This is a genomic window from Vibrio sp. ED002 (genome assembly GCF_023277445.1).
Taxonomy (GTDB): domain Bacteria; phylum Pseudomonadota; class Gammaproteobacteria; order Enterobacterales; family Vibrionaceae; genus Vibrio; species Vibrio jasicida.
In genome coordinates this window covers 2223340-2240986 of sequence record NZ_CP080239.1, presented here as the reverse complement: position 1 = coordinate 2240986, position 17647 = coordinate 2223340, and the positions used below count along the sequence as shown (strand labels likewise).

The following is a 17647-nucleotide window of genomic DNA, read 5'->3' as shown; positions in this document are numbered from 1 at the left end:
TAGCGCTTATCTTTCAAAGTTCGAGTTTCATCACACCATGTAGGTTGAACAGCACAAACTTTACATTTCACCATACGTATCATCACCTTGTATTTACACATTAATCATTAACATCATTCTAAACACTCTCCTCTTTAACAGCAGTGATAAGAAGACAAGAACGGATTATTCGAATCACATCATTTTGCTAGGGCGTAAACTCAAACTCTGCTACCTTTCACTCATTGTTCCAAAAAATGAAACTTTACTTATGCCACAGTGGTTTACAGAACTTCAAACTTACATCATGGCCCATCATCAAGACTGGAGCAGCAGCGTACTGTTCATTACGATTGCGAGCTTTTTTGCTTGGATTGCGTGGCGCGTATTGCATTCTCGATTAGCTATTTTGGTCGAGAAAACCCCCTTTCATTGGGATGACCTTTTATTAGAAGCACTCAAAACCCCCGTCAGTACCTTAATCTGGTGTTGGCCTGCAACGGTATCTTTGGGCATTGTTCTGCAAAGTGAGTTGGGGAACGAGTTCAACTGGCTCAGCACTCTTAAACTCATTCTTGTTATCAGCATCCTAGTTTGGATTGTGATGCGTCTTATCACCAACGTCGAAGACTACGTGCTGGAGCAGAAAACCCGTGACGAGACAACCGTACAAGCCGTCGCGAAAGTAGCTCGCCTGTTCTTTATCGTCATCGGCGTATTGACCGTTATGCAGGCATTTGGCCTTAGCCTTTCTGGTTTGCTGACCTTTGGTGGTGTCGGCGGTTTGATTGTCGGTTTGGCAGCCAAAGATCTCCTATCAAACTTCTTTGGTGGTTTGATGATTTACTTCGATCGTCCGTTTAAAGTTGGCGATTGGATCCGCTCTCCAGACCGTCAAATAGAAGGAACAGTGGAACGTATTGGCTGGCGTATGACCAGCATTCGTACCTTCGATAAGCGACCTATCTATGTGCCTAACTCAGTATTCAGCAACATCGTGGTAGAAAACCCGTCTCGCATGTTGAACCGCCGAATCTTTGAGACAATTGGCCTGCGCTACGACGATGCAGACAAAGTACCGGTAATCATTGATGAAGTGCGCGAAATGCTGAAGAACCACAAAGACATCGATACGCGCCAGACACTTATCGTCAACTTCGATGCGTTTGGTGCATCTTCACTGAACTTCTTTATCTATACCTTCACCAAAACAGTGAACTGGGTTCGCTACCACGAAGTGAAGCAAGATGTGCTTTTGCAGGTCATGGCGATCATTAAGAAGCACGAAGCGGATATTGCGTTCCCAACGCAAACACTCAAGCTTGACCCGATTCAAATGGCGAAAGCTCAAGCGCAAGACGACAGTGGTTTCTAATTTCAAAATACCAAATACAAAGCCCGCTAAATCAGCGGGCTTTTTTATGACTGGTCACTTCAACCATTATTGCTGCGCTAGAATCATTCGAGCGTTAAGCGGTTGGATTGGACGGTTGTTTTGCCCCATCGCTTTCGCAAACTCTTTCACCTGCTCTGGGGAGATAGTTTGTGTCTCTTTAATCACCAACCAACGAACACCTTCAGAACACGGTGGCGTGGTTAGAGAACCATTGAAGCGGTAGTAATCTTTGTCACTTGGGATTAGCGCGTTAGCATCAAATGGAACCTTGATGGCAACATCTTGATCTTTAGTTGGGATGTTAGCGAGCAGCTTAGCTAGAGTTGGATTCGCGTCACCTAATTTAAAGAACACCGCCACAACAGCCAGATGGCCTGCTTTATCGGCATGCACAAAGTGTGCTTCTAGTGGGTATTCTTTACCATCTACATGGTTTTCAGATGGCGTATGGAAGTGGAATTGTTTTAACGTAAACTCTTTACCATCAATATTGAGCGTGTTTTTGCCTTCTAAACTGGTCTGTAAAGTGTGGCCGTTATTCAGCAGTGAAATCGCCTTACCTTCGTAATCAAAATCCAGTTTTTCTAGCTTGGCTTCAGTCGCTGATTCAATATTAATCGGACTTTGGTTTTGACCTTTCGCACATTCAGAAGCGAACTCCCCCCAATTTGCAGGGCCGTGCTCACCCTCATACCCCCAGTTTGCCGCGTTTGCTGAGCCGGCAAATACCAATGCTAAACCAAGTGCTGTCAGTGACTTTCTCATTTTCATTTCCTTTTTTTGATTATTGATTAATGAACCGTTTTTATATACCTACGTTCATCGCATGCAGTATTAGCAAAGGAATGACAGAATTGGATTAGCTAGCACGGTGCAATCTATGTTTACCTGCTAATTTTGGAAATGATCTCTACATTTTATGTAATTGATAAGTCGACGATTAGAGAGCGTAAAGGTACGGCTACGTACAAAAATGTCACAGCAGAAGATCACCCTAACCTACGTTTAGAATACGTAAGAATATAAAATTACAACAGCGATTAAACCATTAAAACACCATTAGATATATAAATAACAAGATTATATTCATGTGCTATTTCTTTTATTATCTTAATACCCCCACTGAGATATTAATAATTAAAATAAATCAAAAGAGACACATAAAAAATTATTATTAGTGTTTTAACCTATCAAAAACAAACCTGATCACATAGTAAAACTTAAAATACAATTTCATTTTGAGCTTTTTATTAGTAAATATCACCTTTTATACAGTCACCTACTGATATATCGACAATCATTGGTATTCTCTTATTTATTTCTTATTGGAATGCCTACCATGCGATATCAATCAGCACCTGTTAATACTGAAGAAACGCAAGAAACAACAATAGAAAGAGCTGCGCGACAGCAGCAAGAACGCAGAGCTGAATTAACTTATTCATCAAGCGACTATAAGCGCTGGAATGATAATCGAGATAAAGTAGTCGCGGACCGTAAAGTAGAAGAGCAGAACAACCATATTCACGTAGGCGAAGAACGTGAGTTTCCCGATGCAATTCTGTCACCGATGCCGACATCAAGAAAGGAAATGATCGATGCGGCCGGAACACGTGTGCTACCGTCAGACTTACTAGGCTCTAGCTTTAATAACCAATGCGTCAGCGCAGAGATCGTTGCTCACCAGATGACATCTCTCAGCCCAGCGACAAAGAAAGAAGTAGAAGAAAGTGGTGAGCTTGTTTTCAGTGGCATGCAATATAAACACGCACATGGAACAGTAGGCACTATCGAAGTCATTGATACCTTCGCAGGGCAACAACCCGACAAAAAAACATCACAGATGGCCTACTGGGTCGCGCAAGGCAAGTATCTCGATATACCTAAACACCCTGCCCCTCATCGCGATCATTTGTATGTTTTCACACCAAACTTCAGCGGCTGCTCTTTTGTTGTTGATGATTGGAGTGATGATCTAATTAGGGTTTATCACGTGGAAGGCAGCAAAGAAGATAAGCAATACAATGACGTGAAGGACCATCGCAACGGTTTAATCAATTATATGAGTTTTCGCGACTACGGTTTCTACCAAAAAGGGAGCACCACCATCAAGAGTGTGAATGGCTTTGCGTTTATGCGCTACAACATTCAAGCTCGTCATTGGGAAATCCATTATCAAAAACAAGAGCATGCACCTGCACTTGGGCGGCCAACGACTTCGGCTAAAACATTATTCTCCTCAGAAAAGCACACTGTAAAAGTCATGGTTTCGAAGGAATCTCGCGTAGTTGAAACCGGAACCATCGCGATAAACCGCTAAGGCTGAATTAATAGAAAATAAGCAGTAGCGAGTTTCAAACCAACTCGATAAAACAAAAACGCCCCAAGGTTCACTTAGGGCGTTTTTATTGATCTTATATCAAGAGGTTTTAGGCTGCTTTATCGCGACCTTATTCCCAATCAAGAATAACCTTGCCTGAGATGCCGCTGCGCATTACGTCGAAGCCTTCTTGGAAGTCATCAATCTTGTAGTGGTGCGTGATGATTGGCGATAGATCCAGACCAGATTGGATCAGTGAAGCCATCTTGTACCAAGTTTCGAACATTTCGCGGCCGTAGATACCTTTGATCACCAAGCCTTTGAAGATAACTTGGTTCCAGTCGATACCCATGTCTGATGGTGGAATACCTAGTAGTGCAATACGACCACCGTGGTTCATTGTGGTTAGCATTGAGTTGAATGCTGCTGGGTTACCAGACATTTCTAGACCTACGTCGAAGCCTTCTGTCATGCCTAGCTCAGCCATTACGTCTTCTAGCTTCTCTTCAGCTACGTTTACTGCGCGCGTTACGCCCATTTTACGAGCAAGTTCTAGACGGTATTCGTTCACGTCTGTGATCACTACGTGGCGAGCACCAACGTGTTTCGCGACTGCAGCTGCCATGATACCGATTGGGCCAGCACCTGTGATAAGCACGTCTTCGCCTACTAGGTCGAAAGAAAGCGCTGTGTGTACTGCGTTACCAAACGGGTCAAAGATAGACGCTAGATCGTCAGAGATGCCTTCAGGGATCTTGAACGCATTGAACGCTGGGATCACTAGGTATTCTGCGAAGGCACCTTCGCGGTTAACACCCACACCAATTGTATTACGACATAGGTGAGTACGGCCGCCACGACAGTTACGACAGTGACCACACGTGATGTGACCTTCGCCAGATACGCGGTCACCGATTTCAAAGCCACGAACTTCCTGACCAATCGCAACCACTTCACCCACGTATTCGTGGCCAACAACCATAGGTACTGGAATTGTCTTTTGTGACCATTCGTCCCAGTTGTAGATGTGTACATCTGTACCACAGATAGCGGTTTTCTTAATTTTGATCAGAATGTCGTTATGGCCAACTTCAGGTTTATCAACCTCAGTCATCCAGATGCCTTCTTCAGGCTTTAGCTTTGATAATGCTTTAATTTTCATAGTATTCACCAAACATTGCCCCGCTCTATGCGTGACAAAAAATTCTTTCATCTAATGCGTTTAAAGAAGAAATAAAGGCTTTGCCCATGAGCCGACTCAGAAGAGTTGGGAAAGCCTTTTATCTTTAAACGTAAGCGCTTTTCTTCTTCTAATCTAACCCCTCCCCTCAGTTTTAGGAGGAGGCTAGGAAGAGGAGACGAAACTTAGATGATGCCCATGTCCTTACCAACTTGGATGAACGCATCGATTGCACGGTCTAATTGCTCACGAGAGTGCGCTGCAGACATTTGAGTACGAATACGCGCTTGACCTTTTGGTACAACAGGGAATGAGAAGCCGATTACGTAAATGCCTTTCTCCAGAGCGCGCTCTGCGAATTCTGCTGCTACTTTTGCGTCACCAAGCATGATTGGAATGATTGCGTGGTCAGCACCACCCATTGTGAAACCAGCGTCTTCCATACGAGTACGGAAGTGTGCTGCGTTTTCCCATAGACGGTCACGTAGGTCACCGCTCTCTTCTAGTAGGTCTAGAACGCGGATAGAAGCACTTACGATTGCTGGTGCAACAGAGTTAGAGAATAGGTATGGACGAGAACGCTGACGTAGCCAGTCAATCACTTCTGCTTTACCAGACGTGTAACCGCCTGAAGCACCGCCCATTGCTTTACCTAGCGTACCAGTGATGATGTCGATACGGTCAATCACGTTGTGGTGCTCGTGCGTACCTGCACCTGTTTTACCCATGAAGCCAACAGCGTGAGAGTCATCAACCATAGTCAATGCGCCGTACTTCTCTGCTAAGTCACAGATAGCCGGTAGGTTTGCTACTACACCGTCCATTGAGAACACGCCGTCCGTTACGATAAGAATGTGGCGAGCACCTGCTTCTTTCGCAGCGATCAGTTGTTGCTCTAGCTCTTCCATGTTGTTGTTTGAGTAACGGAAACGCATCGCTTTACATAGACGAACACCGTCGATGATTGACGCGTGGTTTAGTGCGTCAGAGATGATTGCGTCTTCTTTACCTAGAATCGTTTCAAATAGGCCCGCGTTTGCGTCGAAACATGATGTGTAAAGAATCGTGTCTTCTTTACCTAGGAACTTAGAAAGCTTCTGCTCAAGCTCTTTGTGGATGTCTTGAGTACCACAGATGAAACGTACTGAAGCCATACCAAAACCGTGCTCGTCCATGCCTGCCTTACCCGCTTCGATAAGTGCTGGGTGGTTAGCAAGACCAAGGTAGTTGTTCGCACAAAAGTTTAGTACTTCTTCACCGGTAGAGATTTTAACAGCCGCTTGCTGTTGAGACGTGATGATACGCTCTGCTTTGTAAAGGCCTTCCGCCTTCACTTCTTCAATTTGCTGTTCAATCTGTTGGTAAAATGCAGAAGACATTCGCAATTCCTTCCTGTTTATTTTGTCGAGTTTTCACTCGATTAGAATTAGGTTGAGCCTTTATGTGACGGGGATCACAGGCACTTACTTATCAATTAAGTGTAGTGTAATTCAAGGAAGGAAAAACGATTATCCCTCAAGGTGGAAAAGCATTAATGAATCTAAGGCACGAATCTGATTAATGCTTTTCTATGAGGTTGTAATGAAAGGGGTTATAGCCAAGTCGGCTTAGCTAAAAGTGCTTCAAAGTCCTTAGCAGGTAATGGTCGGCTATAGTGGAAACCTTGTCCGAACTCACAGTTTAGGTTTTTCAGGTAATCCACATGACGCTGTTCTTCGATGCCTTCTGCGACGATCTTCAGATTCAGTGCTTTCGCCATTGCAATAATCACGTTCACAAGTTCACGGTCGGACTCATTCTCAAACATGTTCTGCAAGAAACTGCGATCGATCTTGAGGCGATCAAACGGGAACTTCTGCAAGTAACTTAATGCGGAATAACCGGTACCAAAATCATCAATGGTGAGCTTCGCGCCCAGAGTTCGTAAGTTATCTAGCATCTCCATCAGGTCGCTGCTGTGGTTAAACAACAAGCTCTCTGTCACCTCTACATCGAACAATTCTGGAGACAACCCCGACTCTTCTATGTGCTGCTTGATCTGTTCGAAAAGTCGATCACAGTATCTAAACTGCACACTTGAGAAGTTTACCGACACAAACAGAGGTGTAACGTCCTGCCATTTTGCCGCTTGTTGGCACGCTTGACGAATGGCAAACTCACCCAGTTGATGAATCAAACCATTCTTCTCAGCAATCGAGATAAACTCTTCTGGATTCACAAAACCAAACTTCTCGTCATTCCAACGCATCAGAGCTTCTGCTCCAACAATCGCCCCGCTGTCGAGATCAATGATTGGTTGATAATAAAGCTCTAACAAATCGTGAGAAATAGCATGACGTAAGCGACTTTCCAAGTCTAAGAAACGCTGCAAATCTTGGTTCATGTTGTGGTCATAGAAGCAGAATGCATTACGGCCGTCTTGCTTCACACGGTACATCGCCATATCAGCACAAGCGAGTAGCTGCTCTGAATTATCGCCATCTTCTGGATAAACAGACATACCTACGCTAGCGGACAAGAAGAATTCATGATTTTGCCAAACAAACGGCTCGTTAAACACAGACAATACAGTTGCGGCAAAGCGCTTAGCACTGTCGGCATTGTCTAAGTCTGGAATCACCAATAGGAACTCATCGCCGCCAATTCGTGCCAACAAATCGGTTTTCCGCACCGCCTGATGAAGCCGCTCAGCACTCAGTTTGAGGATCTCATCACCAACAAAGTGTCCCATCGAATCATTGATTTGTTTGAAATGGTCAAGGTCGATGAACATCACCAATACACTAGAGCCTGTGCGTTCAGCGCGTGACAGCTCTAAACCAAGGCGTTCAGAACCATAAACTCGATTTGGTAAACCGGTTAATGCATCGTGCTTGGCTTGGTAAGCCAACTCCATTTCTGACGATTTACGACGCTCTATCTCACTGGTTAAACGTTGGTTTTGCTGAGATAAGAAGTCTTTGCGCTTCTTCTCTTCTTCCAGTTTGATCTTCAGCTCAACACGTGTGTTATTAAGGTTGAACGCATACAACAAGCCAAACACAATCAAAATTGCGAGGATACTTAACCCGGAAATAAATATTCGAGACGTGTAGATATCGCGTTCGCTAAGTGACTCAAACCAAGCTATCAATTTAAAGTGATGGTGCTCGATTGGCACTTCGAAATAGATCTTCTCTTTTAGCTCTTGAGCCAGTGCTTCAGGCTCAGTGATGTTTTCCTGTTCCAACTTACGGCTGATAGAATCCCATACTTCCATTTCCACATTATTGATCTTCAGCACCATGCGACTGTAACTGTCTTCATGCTCCTGATTAGTCAATTGGGAAATGACTACCTTCTCGTTGATATCCGCAATCAAATAGCCGACAGGTTTGCCTGAGAACATGACTTGCTTTATCACCTGGATGAGTACTTTGCCATCTTCGCGCACCGCTCTGACTTCTTCACTGTGGTCGTGATCATTCAGTAAACGCGAAGTATCAACACGATGATCGGACTTTTGACCTGTTGTGATAATGGTCGAGCCATCAAGACCTATCAAAGTTAACTGCTTGTAGATCAATTGATTATTGACGATTTTGGTTTCAGATTTCTCTTGCAGTTTACGTTTTAGATTGATCAAACTTGCGCCTAAACCATACTCCATCGACATGCCTGAAGCGAGGTTGGCAAAGAAGGTTTGTACCGTTTTATCGGTCGATAAATGGTCTATATCTTCACTGGCAATCGTAAATAAATTATCAAGGGTACCTGCATAACTTTTCACCTTTAGATCGAGTTCTCGATGCTGTGATTCTTTTAGTTTATGTTGACCTAAACTGGTGACCGTAATAATCATCGCCAAATAGAGCGACACCAATATCGCACTGACTGTGATGATCTTCTGACTTGATATTTTTTTTACAGACTTTCTCATATATCTTTCTTACTATCTTCTAAGAAGTAGTCATTATAAAAATAGTAAATAGATGGGTAGTATTTCTCGACTAAGGCTTGATACGTCCCATCTTGCTTAATTGAATTTAAGTATTGGTTAAACGCGGTTTTTAATTCAGGAGAGTCCTTACGGAAGGCAACCGCCATTTTTTGGTTTTCTGATACTGGACCAATGACTTTGATTTCCCCCGGCCACTTTTCGAGTGCAATCAATGTATCTGCAACATCAAGCAACGTACTTTCCGCATCGTTTTTCATTATGGCAGGCACCATTTCGTTCAATCGGCGCTGACCATCTGGCAAAATCACTTTTGCGCCAGTGTCATAGAGGTTATACAAGTTCGGGTCGAGACAAGAATGCTCCATCGCTAAGACTTCACGACCTTTAATGAGTGACTTCACCATTGAAATATCGTCATCAATAGAACCTGTTGGCTTAATCGGAGTTAATGAAGAGTCAGTGCGTGCTACTAGCCAGACTGCGGATGGGAAATAGTCCTCCGAGAAATCAACAATTTGTGCTCGCCAATCAAGAATCGTGACGCCGTTAGCGATCAAATCGCCTTCAATCGCCATCTTTTCACCAACCATCAATTGCGCATCTTTGTATTCAACTTGCTGCCCAGTCAGTTTACCAACCACATTGTTCCATTGGGCTGGGACGTATTGGTAACGTACGCCAAGCGACTTAGCAAATCCCTTGATGATATCGACATCCAACCCCGTCAATGTTTGCATTTCACCTTGATCGATGTAGGAAACAAAGTTGGCATAAGGCACACCAATATGGCGTAACACGCCACTGTCCTTAATGTCTTGCAGATCGCCAGCAAAGGTCTGAATTGGTAGCACCGTGACCATCCCTATCGCAAGAGTGGTCATGGTTTGCTTAATTGTTTTCACTGACATGATGAATATCCTTCTCTTTCACAAAGCGCCCAATTAAGGGCGCTTTGATACTTAACAACAGCGTTAGAACGAGTAGTACAGGTCTGCAATCGCTTCGATTAACCCTTCTACATCTCTCTCATCGTGGAACAAGTGAGTAGAGATACGCAGTGCATGCGTTTCAAACGAATCGTCTTTGTACAACTTGAAGCTTGTCGTACGAATGATGTAACCATAGTCCTCGCGAAGACGATCACGGAACAATGTTAGTCGTTCCTCATCCGTCACATCATCAAACGGGTTAAAGGTCGTCAGACCGCTGGTTAGTCCTTCCACGTTTGGTGAGTACATCTTCGCATAAGGTAACGCTTCACTAAGCTGCGTTTTACATTGGTCACTCAATTCTAAAATGCGTGCTTCAATTCGGTCACGACCAATTTCATCCCACATTTTACAACTATCAGCAAGTGCTTGTTTTGACGGATAGTTATCGTTACCAATGTATTGCATTTGTAGCTGTTTGCCTAGGTAATCAGCATGAGAAAGCGATGAGTTGATCAACCACAATGGATTTTCACGATCGCTCCAGTACTCATTTAAACGGTTACCGTTATCACGTACATACAAGATACCTGTCGCGCCTGGACCACACTGCCACTTATGGCCAGATCCTGCATAGAAATCACAATCCATATCGTGAAAATCTAGGTCGAACATACCAACAGTGTGCGCGCCGTCAACTAACGTTGGGATGCGGTGTTGCTTTGCTAAAGAACAGATAGCGTTAGCAGGGAGAGTCGTACCGGTTTTGTAGGTAATATGAGAGAACACAATAAGGCGCACATTGTGGTGGGTTTCAATCGCATCGCGGAAGGCTTGAATGTAATCTTCTTCCGTGACGTTTTCTGTACCAGTGAAAACCGGAAGCTGAATTTCTACCACGTCCACACCAAAGCGATGTTTTGCCACGTTCATTGGTGACGTTGCAGCAACGTGTTCATGGTGAGTCGTTAGAATGACATCACCTGGCTCAAAATGCAGGCCATTGATGATAGAACATAAGCCATCGGTGGTGTTGCGGCTTAGAATGATTTCATCTGGGTTAGCACCAAAGCCCGGCGCAACTTGCGTCACCATTTCAGAAACATGAGGCCAAGCACCAAACTTGTCTTTCATGTCCCACGGGTACTTAGCAACGATTTTATTGTTGTCTTCGTACCCTTCTAAAACATGTTTTGGCATCGAACCTGTCGTGCCGATATTCATGTAAGTCGTTCGTTTATCCAATACGAACTGCTTTTGTACTTTACGCCAGAAGCGTTTGTCGTTTTTTCTACCTAGTCCGTTGTTGCTCCAATCAATTTTCGGTTCTTTTGCTTGAACTGTACCGGAAAATGCGGAAGCACTGACGCCAGCCACAACTGCACCAGTTGCACCTTTTAAGAAATTGCGGCGGCTGCGATTAGTCTGAATAGATTCCTTGTCGCTCATCTTTTCGATCCTTGTCGGAAGTTTAGCCATATTATTAATTATGAATCCGTAACTATCTGTTACTAAACCATTATTACCTCATCACCCGATAGTTTAGATCTTTCAGCTGCCATTAAGTGACTTTAGTTCCACTTTTTCATTTCATATGATGATATAAGCAACAATTTAACCCCTTTACAATAAACAACTATGAGCATAATGAAATATTCATTGAAACACTTATCACAAACATAAAAGATGGCGCATTTTATAATCTTTGAATCGCGCAAAAATAAACGTTGTAATATTTTCATCACAATTTGGGCGCCAAGGTTAATATTTAAATTGAATACGTTAAATCTGTAACAAATTCAGGTTCATTCATTACAATTATTAAAGTGCCATCCAAATAACAAATCAATTGAATCATTGTCCGAGAAATAAATAAGGCCACTATGCACGCCAAAAGATAGCAGGATAAAGAAGGTCGATGAAAGTAAGGCGCTTTTAAGCTAAGCGCCCGAAGACGGAAGTGATACGGCTCGCAAGGTAAATCGCTGTTGGTACTGAGAAGGGGTAACACTGGTTTCTAGGTAACTATGGTGCAGCATCAAAATAGACTGCACAATCTTCGTGCCGATGCCCAAAGAGCCACCTTCAGCATTCTTTTCGATATGGTTAATGAAGGTAAAATGAATTCGAGTCTTATCTTCACTCAAATGTGCTTGGCAATGCACTGCTGAACCAATTGGGCTGTGACGGAGTGCATTCTCCAATAAGTTAAGCACTAAACGCTCTAGCAACCCTTTATCGCCGACAGTTTCAATCTTATCTTCCACTTCAACTTTGAGTTCTACCGTTTTTCGTGAAAACTGGCTTTGCATTGTCTCAGCACATTCGGCCATTAAAGCGCTAAGCTCGACAGGGCAATATTCATAATTCGGCATTGGCGCTTCTTTTCTTGCCGCATCAAGTAACGAATGCAATTGTGTAGAAAGCTTCTCACAATTTCGGAAAGCGACGTCAATCAAAGGATCGGATTCCGGATGTTGCAAGCGCCACGTTTCCAAATAACCAAGCACGCTCGATAACGGCGTTTTCAGATCATGGCTCAGTTGCAACAAGCTTTGACGACGATGAGACGATTGATACTCCAACTGTAAAAACTGCTGCTGAATGTGCTTCGCCATCATCTGATAGGAGTGCGCAATCGGTACTAGCTCTGGCACTTGGCGAGTAAAATCAGGTTGTAGGCGGAAGTCATGCTCGGCTTGTTGTTCAAGTTGATTGGTTACGCGCTCAATGGGATTCAGTAAGCTGCGTTTTACCAGCACATACGCACCCAATGCAAAACCCAAAATCGACACCAACACTAATCCTGCCAGCGCGATGTAAGGGGTATCGACTTGAGCATTGGCAATGGCGTCATGTCGGGTACTGCCAATCACCACATAGAGATAACCGACCGTAGAGCCTAATTCCTCTATCGCCGCGACAGAAAAGACTTTGTGCTCACCACGATTGCGTGGGTCTTCACCCAAAATAGGAAAGGGTTGGTCATTTAAGAATTGCTTAATGGGATTGAGATCCACCGCTCCCATGATCTTCGCCCCTTCTGGTGCTGCATGAGTGGTGATGTTGCCTTGGCTATCGAGGAAGTAGATTTCAAAATCAGGGCCGATCAGCATGAGCGTATGAAAGATCGACTTGAGCGCTTTAGGGTTGTAATCCGTCCCGATCATCAGCGGATTGTCGTCACGCATGTGGCTAGCTAGCTCTTTATGCAGGCTTTGCTTAGTGCGTAACTCAATGGTTTCTTTTTGCCAATTGTAAGTCAGTGCAATCACTACCGCCGCGAGACAGAACCACAAGCTAGTAAATACCACTAAGCGAGATTTGAAGCTCATCCTATCGCCTCCTTAAACAGCGATGTTTTTGAAACACCCGTGATGATTGAAAAATGACGGTGAAAACAACTGCCGACTTACTGTCTTGGCTTACTTCCGTGCATTAGTGTCTTGGCTGAAACTTATATCCAACACCCCACACGGTTTGAATGAAGTGATGATCAGAATCAGACAAAGACAACTTGCTGCGTAAACGGTTAATGGTGCTACACACCGTATGGTGATAACCAGAATGACTGGTGTTCCAAACGTGATCGAGCAATTCATCTTTACTGTAGACTCTGCCCGGACGAGTCGCGAGAAACTGCAGCAAAGTAAACTCTGTCGCGGTAAGAGTGACATCTTTGTCGTTTAGGGATACTTGGTGCAACTCCGGAATAATTCTCAGCGGGCCAAAATCCATCGCATCGTCGAGGACTTCATCTGCCACCTTTGCTTCAGCGGTTTGGCTGACTCTACGCAGCACGTTTCGCACTCGTGCTTGGAATTCTAATACGCTAAATGGCTTAGTGATGTAGTCATCAACGCCCGCTTCTAAACCATCAACCTTGTCCATTTCACCGTCTCTGGCTGTCAACATGAGCACTGGACTCCAATCTTGTTGCTGACGCAAATAATGGCAGATGTCTAGGCCATCACCATCTGGTAAACCTCGGTCAAGGATCAATAAATCAAAGGGTTGTTGCTGATATTGCGCTTTAGCATCGGCGACATTTGTGGCTCGCGACACTTGGTGTCCTTGAAACTTGAGATGCATCTGAACCAGTTCTGCCAAATCATCATCGTCTTCCACCAGCAAAATGTTCGCGACTAAATTGATTGCCTGTTGTTCCATGGTCCTTTCCTTGCCTTCGAGTATCCTCACTTTGCACATGACCGGAACAAATTAGAAATTCTTTCAAAAAAGGTTCCGATGACGCCATGAGGGATAAAGCGCTCGGCTACAAGCGCTTTGGAAAGGAGACGTCATCGGAGCCTGTGTTACTCGACTCGAGTGATGGTGACTTTCGCACCTGGGTTCAAGAAACGATGGTTCGCAGAGAGTGCTGAGTTTGCTAATCCATCATCTTGGCTAATAACACCCGCATGGAAGGCAACAACGTCACTGCTGTCATTACGAGCGGCATTTAAACCCTCACCGCCACCTGCTGGGCCCGGAATGGTTGCGGCAAGCTCATCGTTTAGCTCTGTACCCGAATCCCAAACGTTCATGCTCATTTCATAGCTTTCACCCACTGCGAGCGATTTGAGCGATAGCCCCGTTTCGCCAACAAAGGCATCGTTGGTATTCACGAACATAGACGCCACAGACAAGTAACCGTAACGACTAGGGTCAACCGTGATGGTGACTTCGTCCGATGCGCCAGGCAACACCAATCCATTACCTGAAATACCTTGATAGACACTGTCATTGCTGTTCATCAATTCAATCAGCTCGGCGTTACTACCGCCTTCGGCAAGATGCTCAAGTTCAACAGATGCCGCTTGGCCAATTTCAAACAGTTGGTAGTCACCATTGTGAGTGAGTACCGCAAGCGGAGACATAGGTTGATTCGCAGTCAAGTTCGCCACGTTGACGGTGTAACGGTACGATTTCACTACGTCATTATCATCATCGCTTGGACAACCGGCGAGCAAGCCGACTGAAGCTGCTACTAGTAAGATTCTGTATTTCATACATCCCCCTTACTTCACAACGATTGTGATGGTTGCGACTGGGTTTAACCAACGATGGCTGCTGCTGTCTAGGTCACTGATGCCGCCGGTTGGGTCGCTATCACCAAGGTTACCCGGATGCACGTGAACTTTGTCGTTAGTTACCGTTGCTTCAACGCCTGTGCCGCCAGTACCAAAGGTAATGAAAGGTGGGTTTGGCATGCTAGACGCAAGTTCATCGTTCGCTTCTGTACCGGCATCGTAGCTTCTTAGCGTTGCTCGGTATGTACCCGCTTCCGTTGGAATCTTCCAGCTATCTAGACCGACGAAACCGTCATTGGTTGGCAGCAGCATCGCGCTCAAAGAAAGATAACCGTGGTCGCCACTGTCCAAGGTGAAGGTGGTTGCAACACCCGGATTCAAAATGCCACCAGCAGGATTCTCAACCACCGCACCACCAGCGTTACCAATCACACTAGCAAGACCAGAGATATCACCGCCTTCTGCCATTGCTTCTAGTTCTGGCGTTGCTGCTTGACCCGTTCTGAACATTTGAAGATCAGAACCATGTGCGGCAACAATAAGAGGCGTAAAGTAGATGCCTTTGGTTGCGTTTGTCACGGTGATTTCCAATTCCGCTGCATTCACTGATGCAGAGCCTAGTGCCATAGCGACTGAAGTCATGACGAGTCCGAGTTGGGTACGTTTTTTCATTGTGATTCCATCCTTTAATGAGGGGTGAACTACCCAAGCCCATGTGTACGGCTTTACTTCTTTGTTCGTGACTTGAGTAGGTTAAGCATTACGTTTCGAACGTTTCGAACGTTTTGCGTTCTTGCCTCTAAGAATGACGAGCAAATCTATCAGCAACTTCATCGAATTCTCATAAAATTCTCACAAGTTCTGTTCGAATTCTGTCAGCAGCACTTTTTTACTCTTAATCAGGTGTTTACACTTCGCGCTTTCCCCTCCTACAATGCGGTATTCTCTGTTTAAATCACGATTCTCACCATGATTCATAACGTTCTGTCTGCCTACTATGGCGAAATATACGGCATCGCTTTTTTCAACCACTACTTGAGCGTTTACGACCAAAGTGAACAACAAACACTGTGGCAAACCTTGATTGAAGTGGAAGAACTCACCGCAGAAAAGCTCAAACCTGTACTGCTGACAAATTGCATGGATATCGAAAGTCAACACCAAGAGATGTTGGATAAAGGCTTGGCAGATGCAACCAAGTGGATTGGTTTACCATGGCAAGAGTTGGTGGCGACTCTTCTGAAGTGGGTAGAACCTTATGAGGTCAAATATCGAGAGTGGCATGAAGAAGTGAACGCTTCACAACAGTATTCAATCGCTGAGCGAGAAGCTATCGAATTGATTGCAGACCACGAAACGGCCATTTATCACTGTTGGCAGCAATACCATACTGGTGAATCTGGCTTGCCTGCACTCAATGCATTTTTGGCAAAATATCGTTAAAGCGAGACGGTGACACTTGAACCTCGTGAAACCGTACCAGACAATATCGTTATTCCGCTGCGCAGAACTGAACAATTATGGTTAATCCAAAACTCATTGCCCTACTTCCTGATCTTGCGTCGTTTATCTTAGTGGTAAACGAAGGCAGTTTTACCGCTGCTGCTAAACAACTCGGCGTAACGCCATCGGCTTTAAGTAAGTTGATCACACGGTTGGAACAAGCCCTCTCGGTCAAACTGTTTGAGCGCACGACTCGTAAGTTGATCATCACTCAAGCTGGGCAAAAGGTTTACGACCAAAGCATCGCAATGGTGAATGCCGCGCAGCAAGCCGTTGAGCTATCTGCGGAAGATCATGCTGAGCCAACAGGCGCACTCACAGTGGCAGCCCCTGAAGCATTTCTTAATTCGGTGCTTCAACCGTTTGTATTGCCATTCCTAGAACGTTATCCAAATATTCAGCTTAAGCTGCGTGCAGCAGATGGTGAGATCGATCTTTTTCGCCAAGGTATCGACGTAGCATTTAAGCTCACCGACAAACCCGATGAGAATCTGGTACTCAAAGAGATCAGCAAGACCAATCTTGTTTTATGTGCCTCTCCAGATTACCTCACTAAACACGGTATGCCTGAGCATCCGACTGAACTTGAGCAGCACGATTGTATTTACCTTGCCGAGAACGACAAAGACAACATCTGGTCGTTCTTTAAAGAGGAAGCCTTTCATTCGATTGCAGTAAGCGGGCGTTACGCCGTCAACCATTCTCAAATGCGCTTGAACGGGGTTAAGTCTGGCTTGGGAATTGGGATCTTCCATGACTTCGTGATCAAAGACGCGTTAGAGCAAGGTGAAGTGGTGGAGGTGCTACCGGATTGGATGATCAAGAGTAACTACCACGGTGCTATCGCGATGCAGTATGCACAAACCAAATACATGCCTGCTCGTCTGCGCGTGTTTATCGACTTCGTTAAGGAGCATTTAGTCTCTGAGGAGGCTAACCATGTTTAATGCCATTCATCACGTCGCGATCATTTGCAGCGATTATTTCAGGTCAAAACGCTTTTACACTGAAGTGTTGGGATTGAAAGTCATTGCTGAAAACTATCGTGAAACCAGAGACTCCTACAAGCTTGACCTCGCTTTACCTGACGGCAGCCAAGTGGAACTGTTTAGCTTTCCGGGCGCACCAGAGAGACCGAGCTTTCCTGAAGCACAAGGGCTACGACATCTCGCGTTTTTGGTTGATGATGTTGAACAAGTGAAAGCCTACCTAGAATCGAATGACGTTGAAGTTGAGCCAATTCGTATTGACGAATTCACAGGCAAAGCCTTTACCTTCTTCCAAGATCCAGATGGCTTGCCGCTAGAGATTTACCAGAAATAAAAAGAGCCAGTACGTCCCTGGCTCTTTTACTATTCCATTCTTTG

Annotated in this window: 15 protein-coding genes; 5 read left to right on the top strand and 10 right to left on the bottom strand. The window is 44.8% G+C overall.

The annotated features are described in order from the left end of the window. Positions 1-250 precede the first annotated feature (250 nt). Entirely contained in the window at positions 251-1354 is a 1104-nt protein-coding gene (locus ITG12_RS26785) for a mechanosensitive ion channel family protein (RefSeq protein ID WP_039988581.1), read from the top strand. A 66-nt stretch (positions 1355-1420) separates the two neighbouring features. On the opposite strand, the gene ITG12_RS26780 is transcribed toward ITG12_RS26785, so the two are convergent. Further along, positions 1421-2140: a carbonic anhydrase gene (locus ITG12_RS26780; RefSeq protein ID WP_248874581.1), complete on the bottom strand. Its 720-nt coding sequence runs from the start codon at positions 2138-2140 to the stop codon at positions 1421-1423. A 574-nt stretch (positions 2141-2714) separates the two neighbouring features. Between ITG12_RS26780 and ITG12_RS26775 the strand changes: the two genes are divergently transcribed. Then, positions 2715-3695, top strand: coding sequence for a cytotoxin (locus ITG12_RS26775; protein ID WP_248874579.1), 981 nt, complete (start codon positions 2715-2717; stop codon positions 3693-3695). Positions 3696-3825: 130 nt separating this feature from the next. On the opposite strand, the gene tdh is transcribed toward ITG12_RS26775, so the two are convergent. The 9 genes from tdh to ITG12_RS26730 form a co-directional block, all read right to left on the bottom strand. Then, on the bottom strand, positions 3826-4857 hold the full coding sequence (gene tdh / locus ITG12_RS26770; protein WP_248874577.1) for an L-threonine 3-dehydrogenase: 1032 nt from the start codon (positions 4855-4857) through the stop codon (positions 3826-3828). A gap of 203 nt (positions 4858-5060) precedes the next feature. Continuing rightward, positions 5061-6254: a glycine C-acetyltransferase gene (locus ITG12_RS26765; RefSeq protein ID WP_248874575.1), complete on the bottom strand. Its 1194-nt coding sequence runs from the start codon at positions 6252-6254 to the stop codon at positions 5061-5063. A gap of 212 nt (positions 6255-6466) precedes the next feature. Beyond that, positions 6467-8794: an EAL domain-containing protein gene (locus ITG12_RS26760; protein ID WP_038876373.1), complete on the bottom strand. Its 2328-nt coding sequence runs from the start codon at positions 8792-8794 to the stop codon at positions 6467-6469. Beyond that, on the bottom strand, positions 8791-9723 hold the full coding sequence (locus ITG12_RS26755) for a transporter substrate-binding domain-containing protein (RefSeq protein ID WP_248874574.1): 933 nt from the start codon (positions 9721-9723) through the stop codon (positions 8791-8793). The genes ITG12_RS26760 and ITG12_RS26755 overlap by 4 nt, the downstream gene beginning before the upstream one ends. 63 nt (positions 9724-9786) lie before the next feature. Next, entirely contained in the window at positions 9787-11193 is a 1407-nt protein-coding gene (locus ITG12_RS26750; RefSeq protein WP_038876377.1) for an aminotransferase class V-fold PLP-dependent enzyme, read from the bottom strand. A gap of 491 nt (positions 11194-11684) precedes the next feature. Then, entirely contained in the window at positions 11685-13079 is a 1395-nt protein-coding gene (locus tag ITG12_RS26745) for a HAMP domain-containing sensor histidine kinase (RefSeq protein WP_038876379.1), read from the bottom strand. Between the two features lie 103 nt (positions 13080-13182). Continuing rightward, the gene (locus ITG12_RS26740; RefSeq protein ID WP_038876381.1) at positions 13183-13914 is read right to left on the bottom strand and encodes a response regulator transcription factor; all 732 of its coding nucleotides are present in this window, start codon (positions 13912-13914) and stop codon (positions 13183-13185) included. Positions 13915-14060: 146 nt separating this feature from the next. Next, on the bottom strand, positions 14061-14756 hold the full coding sequence (locus tag ITG12_RS26735) for a spondin domain-containing protein (RefSeq protein WP_038876384.1): 696 nt from the start codon (positions 14754-14756) through the stop codon (positions 14061-14063). 9 nt (positions 14757-14765) lie between these two features. Continuing rightward, positions 14766-15449, bottom strand: a complete 684-nt coding sequence (locus ITG12_RS26730; protein ID WP_005384002.1) for a spondin domain-containing protein — start codon at positions 15447-15449, stop codon at positions 14766-14768. Positions 15450-15746: 297 nt separating this feature from the next. Between ITG12_RS26730 and ITG12_RS26725 the strand changes: the two genes are divergently transcribed. The 3 genes from ITG12_RS26725 to ITG12_RS26715 all read left to right on the top strand — a co-directional run bounded on the left by ITG12_RS26725 (position 15747) and on the right by ITG12_RS26715 (position 17603). Further along, positions 15747-16220 carry a hypothetical protein gene (locus ITG12_RS26725; protein ID WP_038876386.1) on the top strand — a complete coding sequence of 158 codons (474 nt, stop codon included), beginning with the start codon at positions 15747-15749 and terminating at the stop codon, positions 16218-16220. A 77-nt stretch (positions 16221-16297) separates the two neighbouring features. Further along, positions 16298-17227: a LysR family transcriptional regulator gene (locus ITG12_RS26720; RefSeq protein WP_038876388.1), complete on the top strand. Its 930-nt coding sequence runs from the start codon at positions 16298-16300 to the stop codon at positions 17225-17227. Next, positions 17220-17603, top strand: a complete 384-nt coding sequence (locus tag ITG12_RS26715) for a VOC family protein (RefSeq protein WP_038876390.1) — start codon at positions 17220-17222, stop codon at positions 17601-17603. The genes ITG12_RS26720 and ITG12_RS26715 overlap by 8 nt, the downstream gene beginning before the upstream one ends. Positions 17604-17647: the final 44 nt, after the last annotated feature.

Coding starts and splice junctions, on each gene's coding strand:
- ITG12_RS26785 (WP_039988581.1), top strand. CDS start 251: ATGCCACAGTGGTTTACAGAACTTCAAACTTACATCATGGCCCATCAT.
- ITG12_RS26730 (WP_005384002.1), bottom strand. CDS start 15,449: ATGAAAAAACGTACCCAACTCGGACTCGTCATGACTTCAGTCGCTATG.
- ITG12_RS26780 (WP_248874581.1), bottom strand. CDS start 2,140: ATGAGAAAGTCACTGACAGCACTTGGTTTAGCATTGGTATTTGCCGGC.
- ITG12_RS26775 (WP_248874579.1), top strand. CDS start 2,715: ATGCGATATCAATCAGCACCTGTTAATACTGAAGAAACGCAAGAAACA.
- ITG12_RS26750 (WP_038876377.1), bottom strand. CDS start 11,193: ATGAGCGACAAGGAATCTATTCAGACTAATCGCAGCCGCCGCAATTTC.
- tdh (WP_248874577.1), bottom strand. CDS start 4,857: ATGAAAATTAAAGCATTATCAAAGCTAAAGCCTGAAGAAGGCATCTGG.
- ITG12_RS26755 (WP_248874574.1), bottom strand. CDS start 9,723: ATGTCAGTGAAAACAATTAAGCAAACCATGACCACTCTTGCGATAGGG.
- ITG12_RS26715 (WP_038876390.1), top strand. CDS start 17,220: ATGTTTAATGCCATTCATCACGTCGCGATCATTTGCAGCGATTATTTC.
- ITG12_RS26765 (WP_248874575.1), bottom strand. CDS start 6,254: ATGTCTTCTGCATTTTACCAACAGATTGAACAGCAAATTGAAGAAGTG.
- ITG12_RS26735 (WP_038876384.1), bottom strand. CDS start 14,756: ATGAAATACAGAATCTTACTAGTAGCAGCTTCAGTCGGCTTGCTCGCC.
- ITG12_RS26720 (WP_038876388.1), top strand. CDS start 16,298: ATGGTTAATCCAAAACTCATTGCCCTACTTCCTGATCTTGCGTCGTTT.
- ITG12_RS26745 (WP_038876379.1), bottom strand. CDS start 13,079: ATGAGCTTCAAATCTCGCTTAGTGGTATTTACTAGCTTGTGGTTCTGT.
- ITG12_RS26760 (WP_038876373.1), bottom strand. CDS start 8,794: ATGAGAAAGTCTGTAAAAAAAATATCAAGTCAGAAGATCATCACAGTC.
- ITG12_RS26740 (WP_038876381.1), bottom strand. CDS start 13,914: ATGGAACAACAGGCAATCAATTTAGTCGCGAACATTTTGCTGGTGGAA.
- ITG12_RS26725 (WP_038876386.1), top strand. CDS start 15,747: ATGATTCATAACGTTCTGTCTGCCTACTATGGCGAAATATACGGCATC.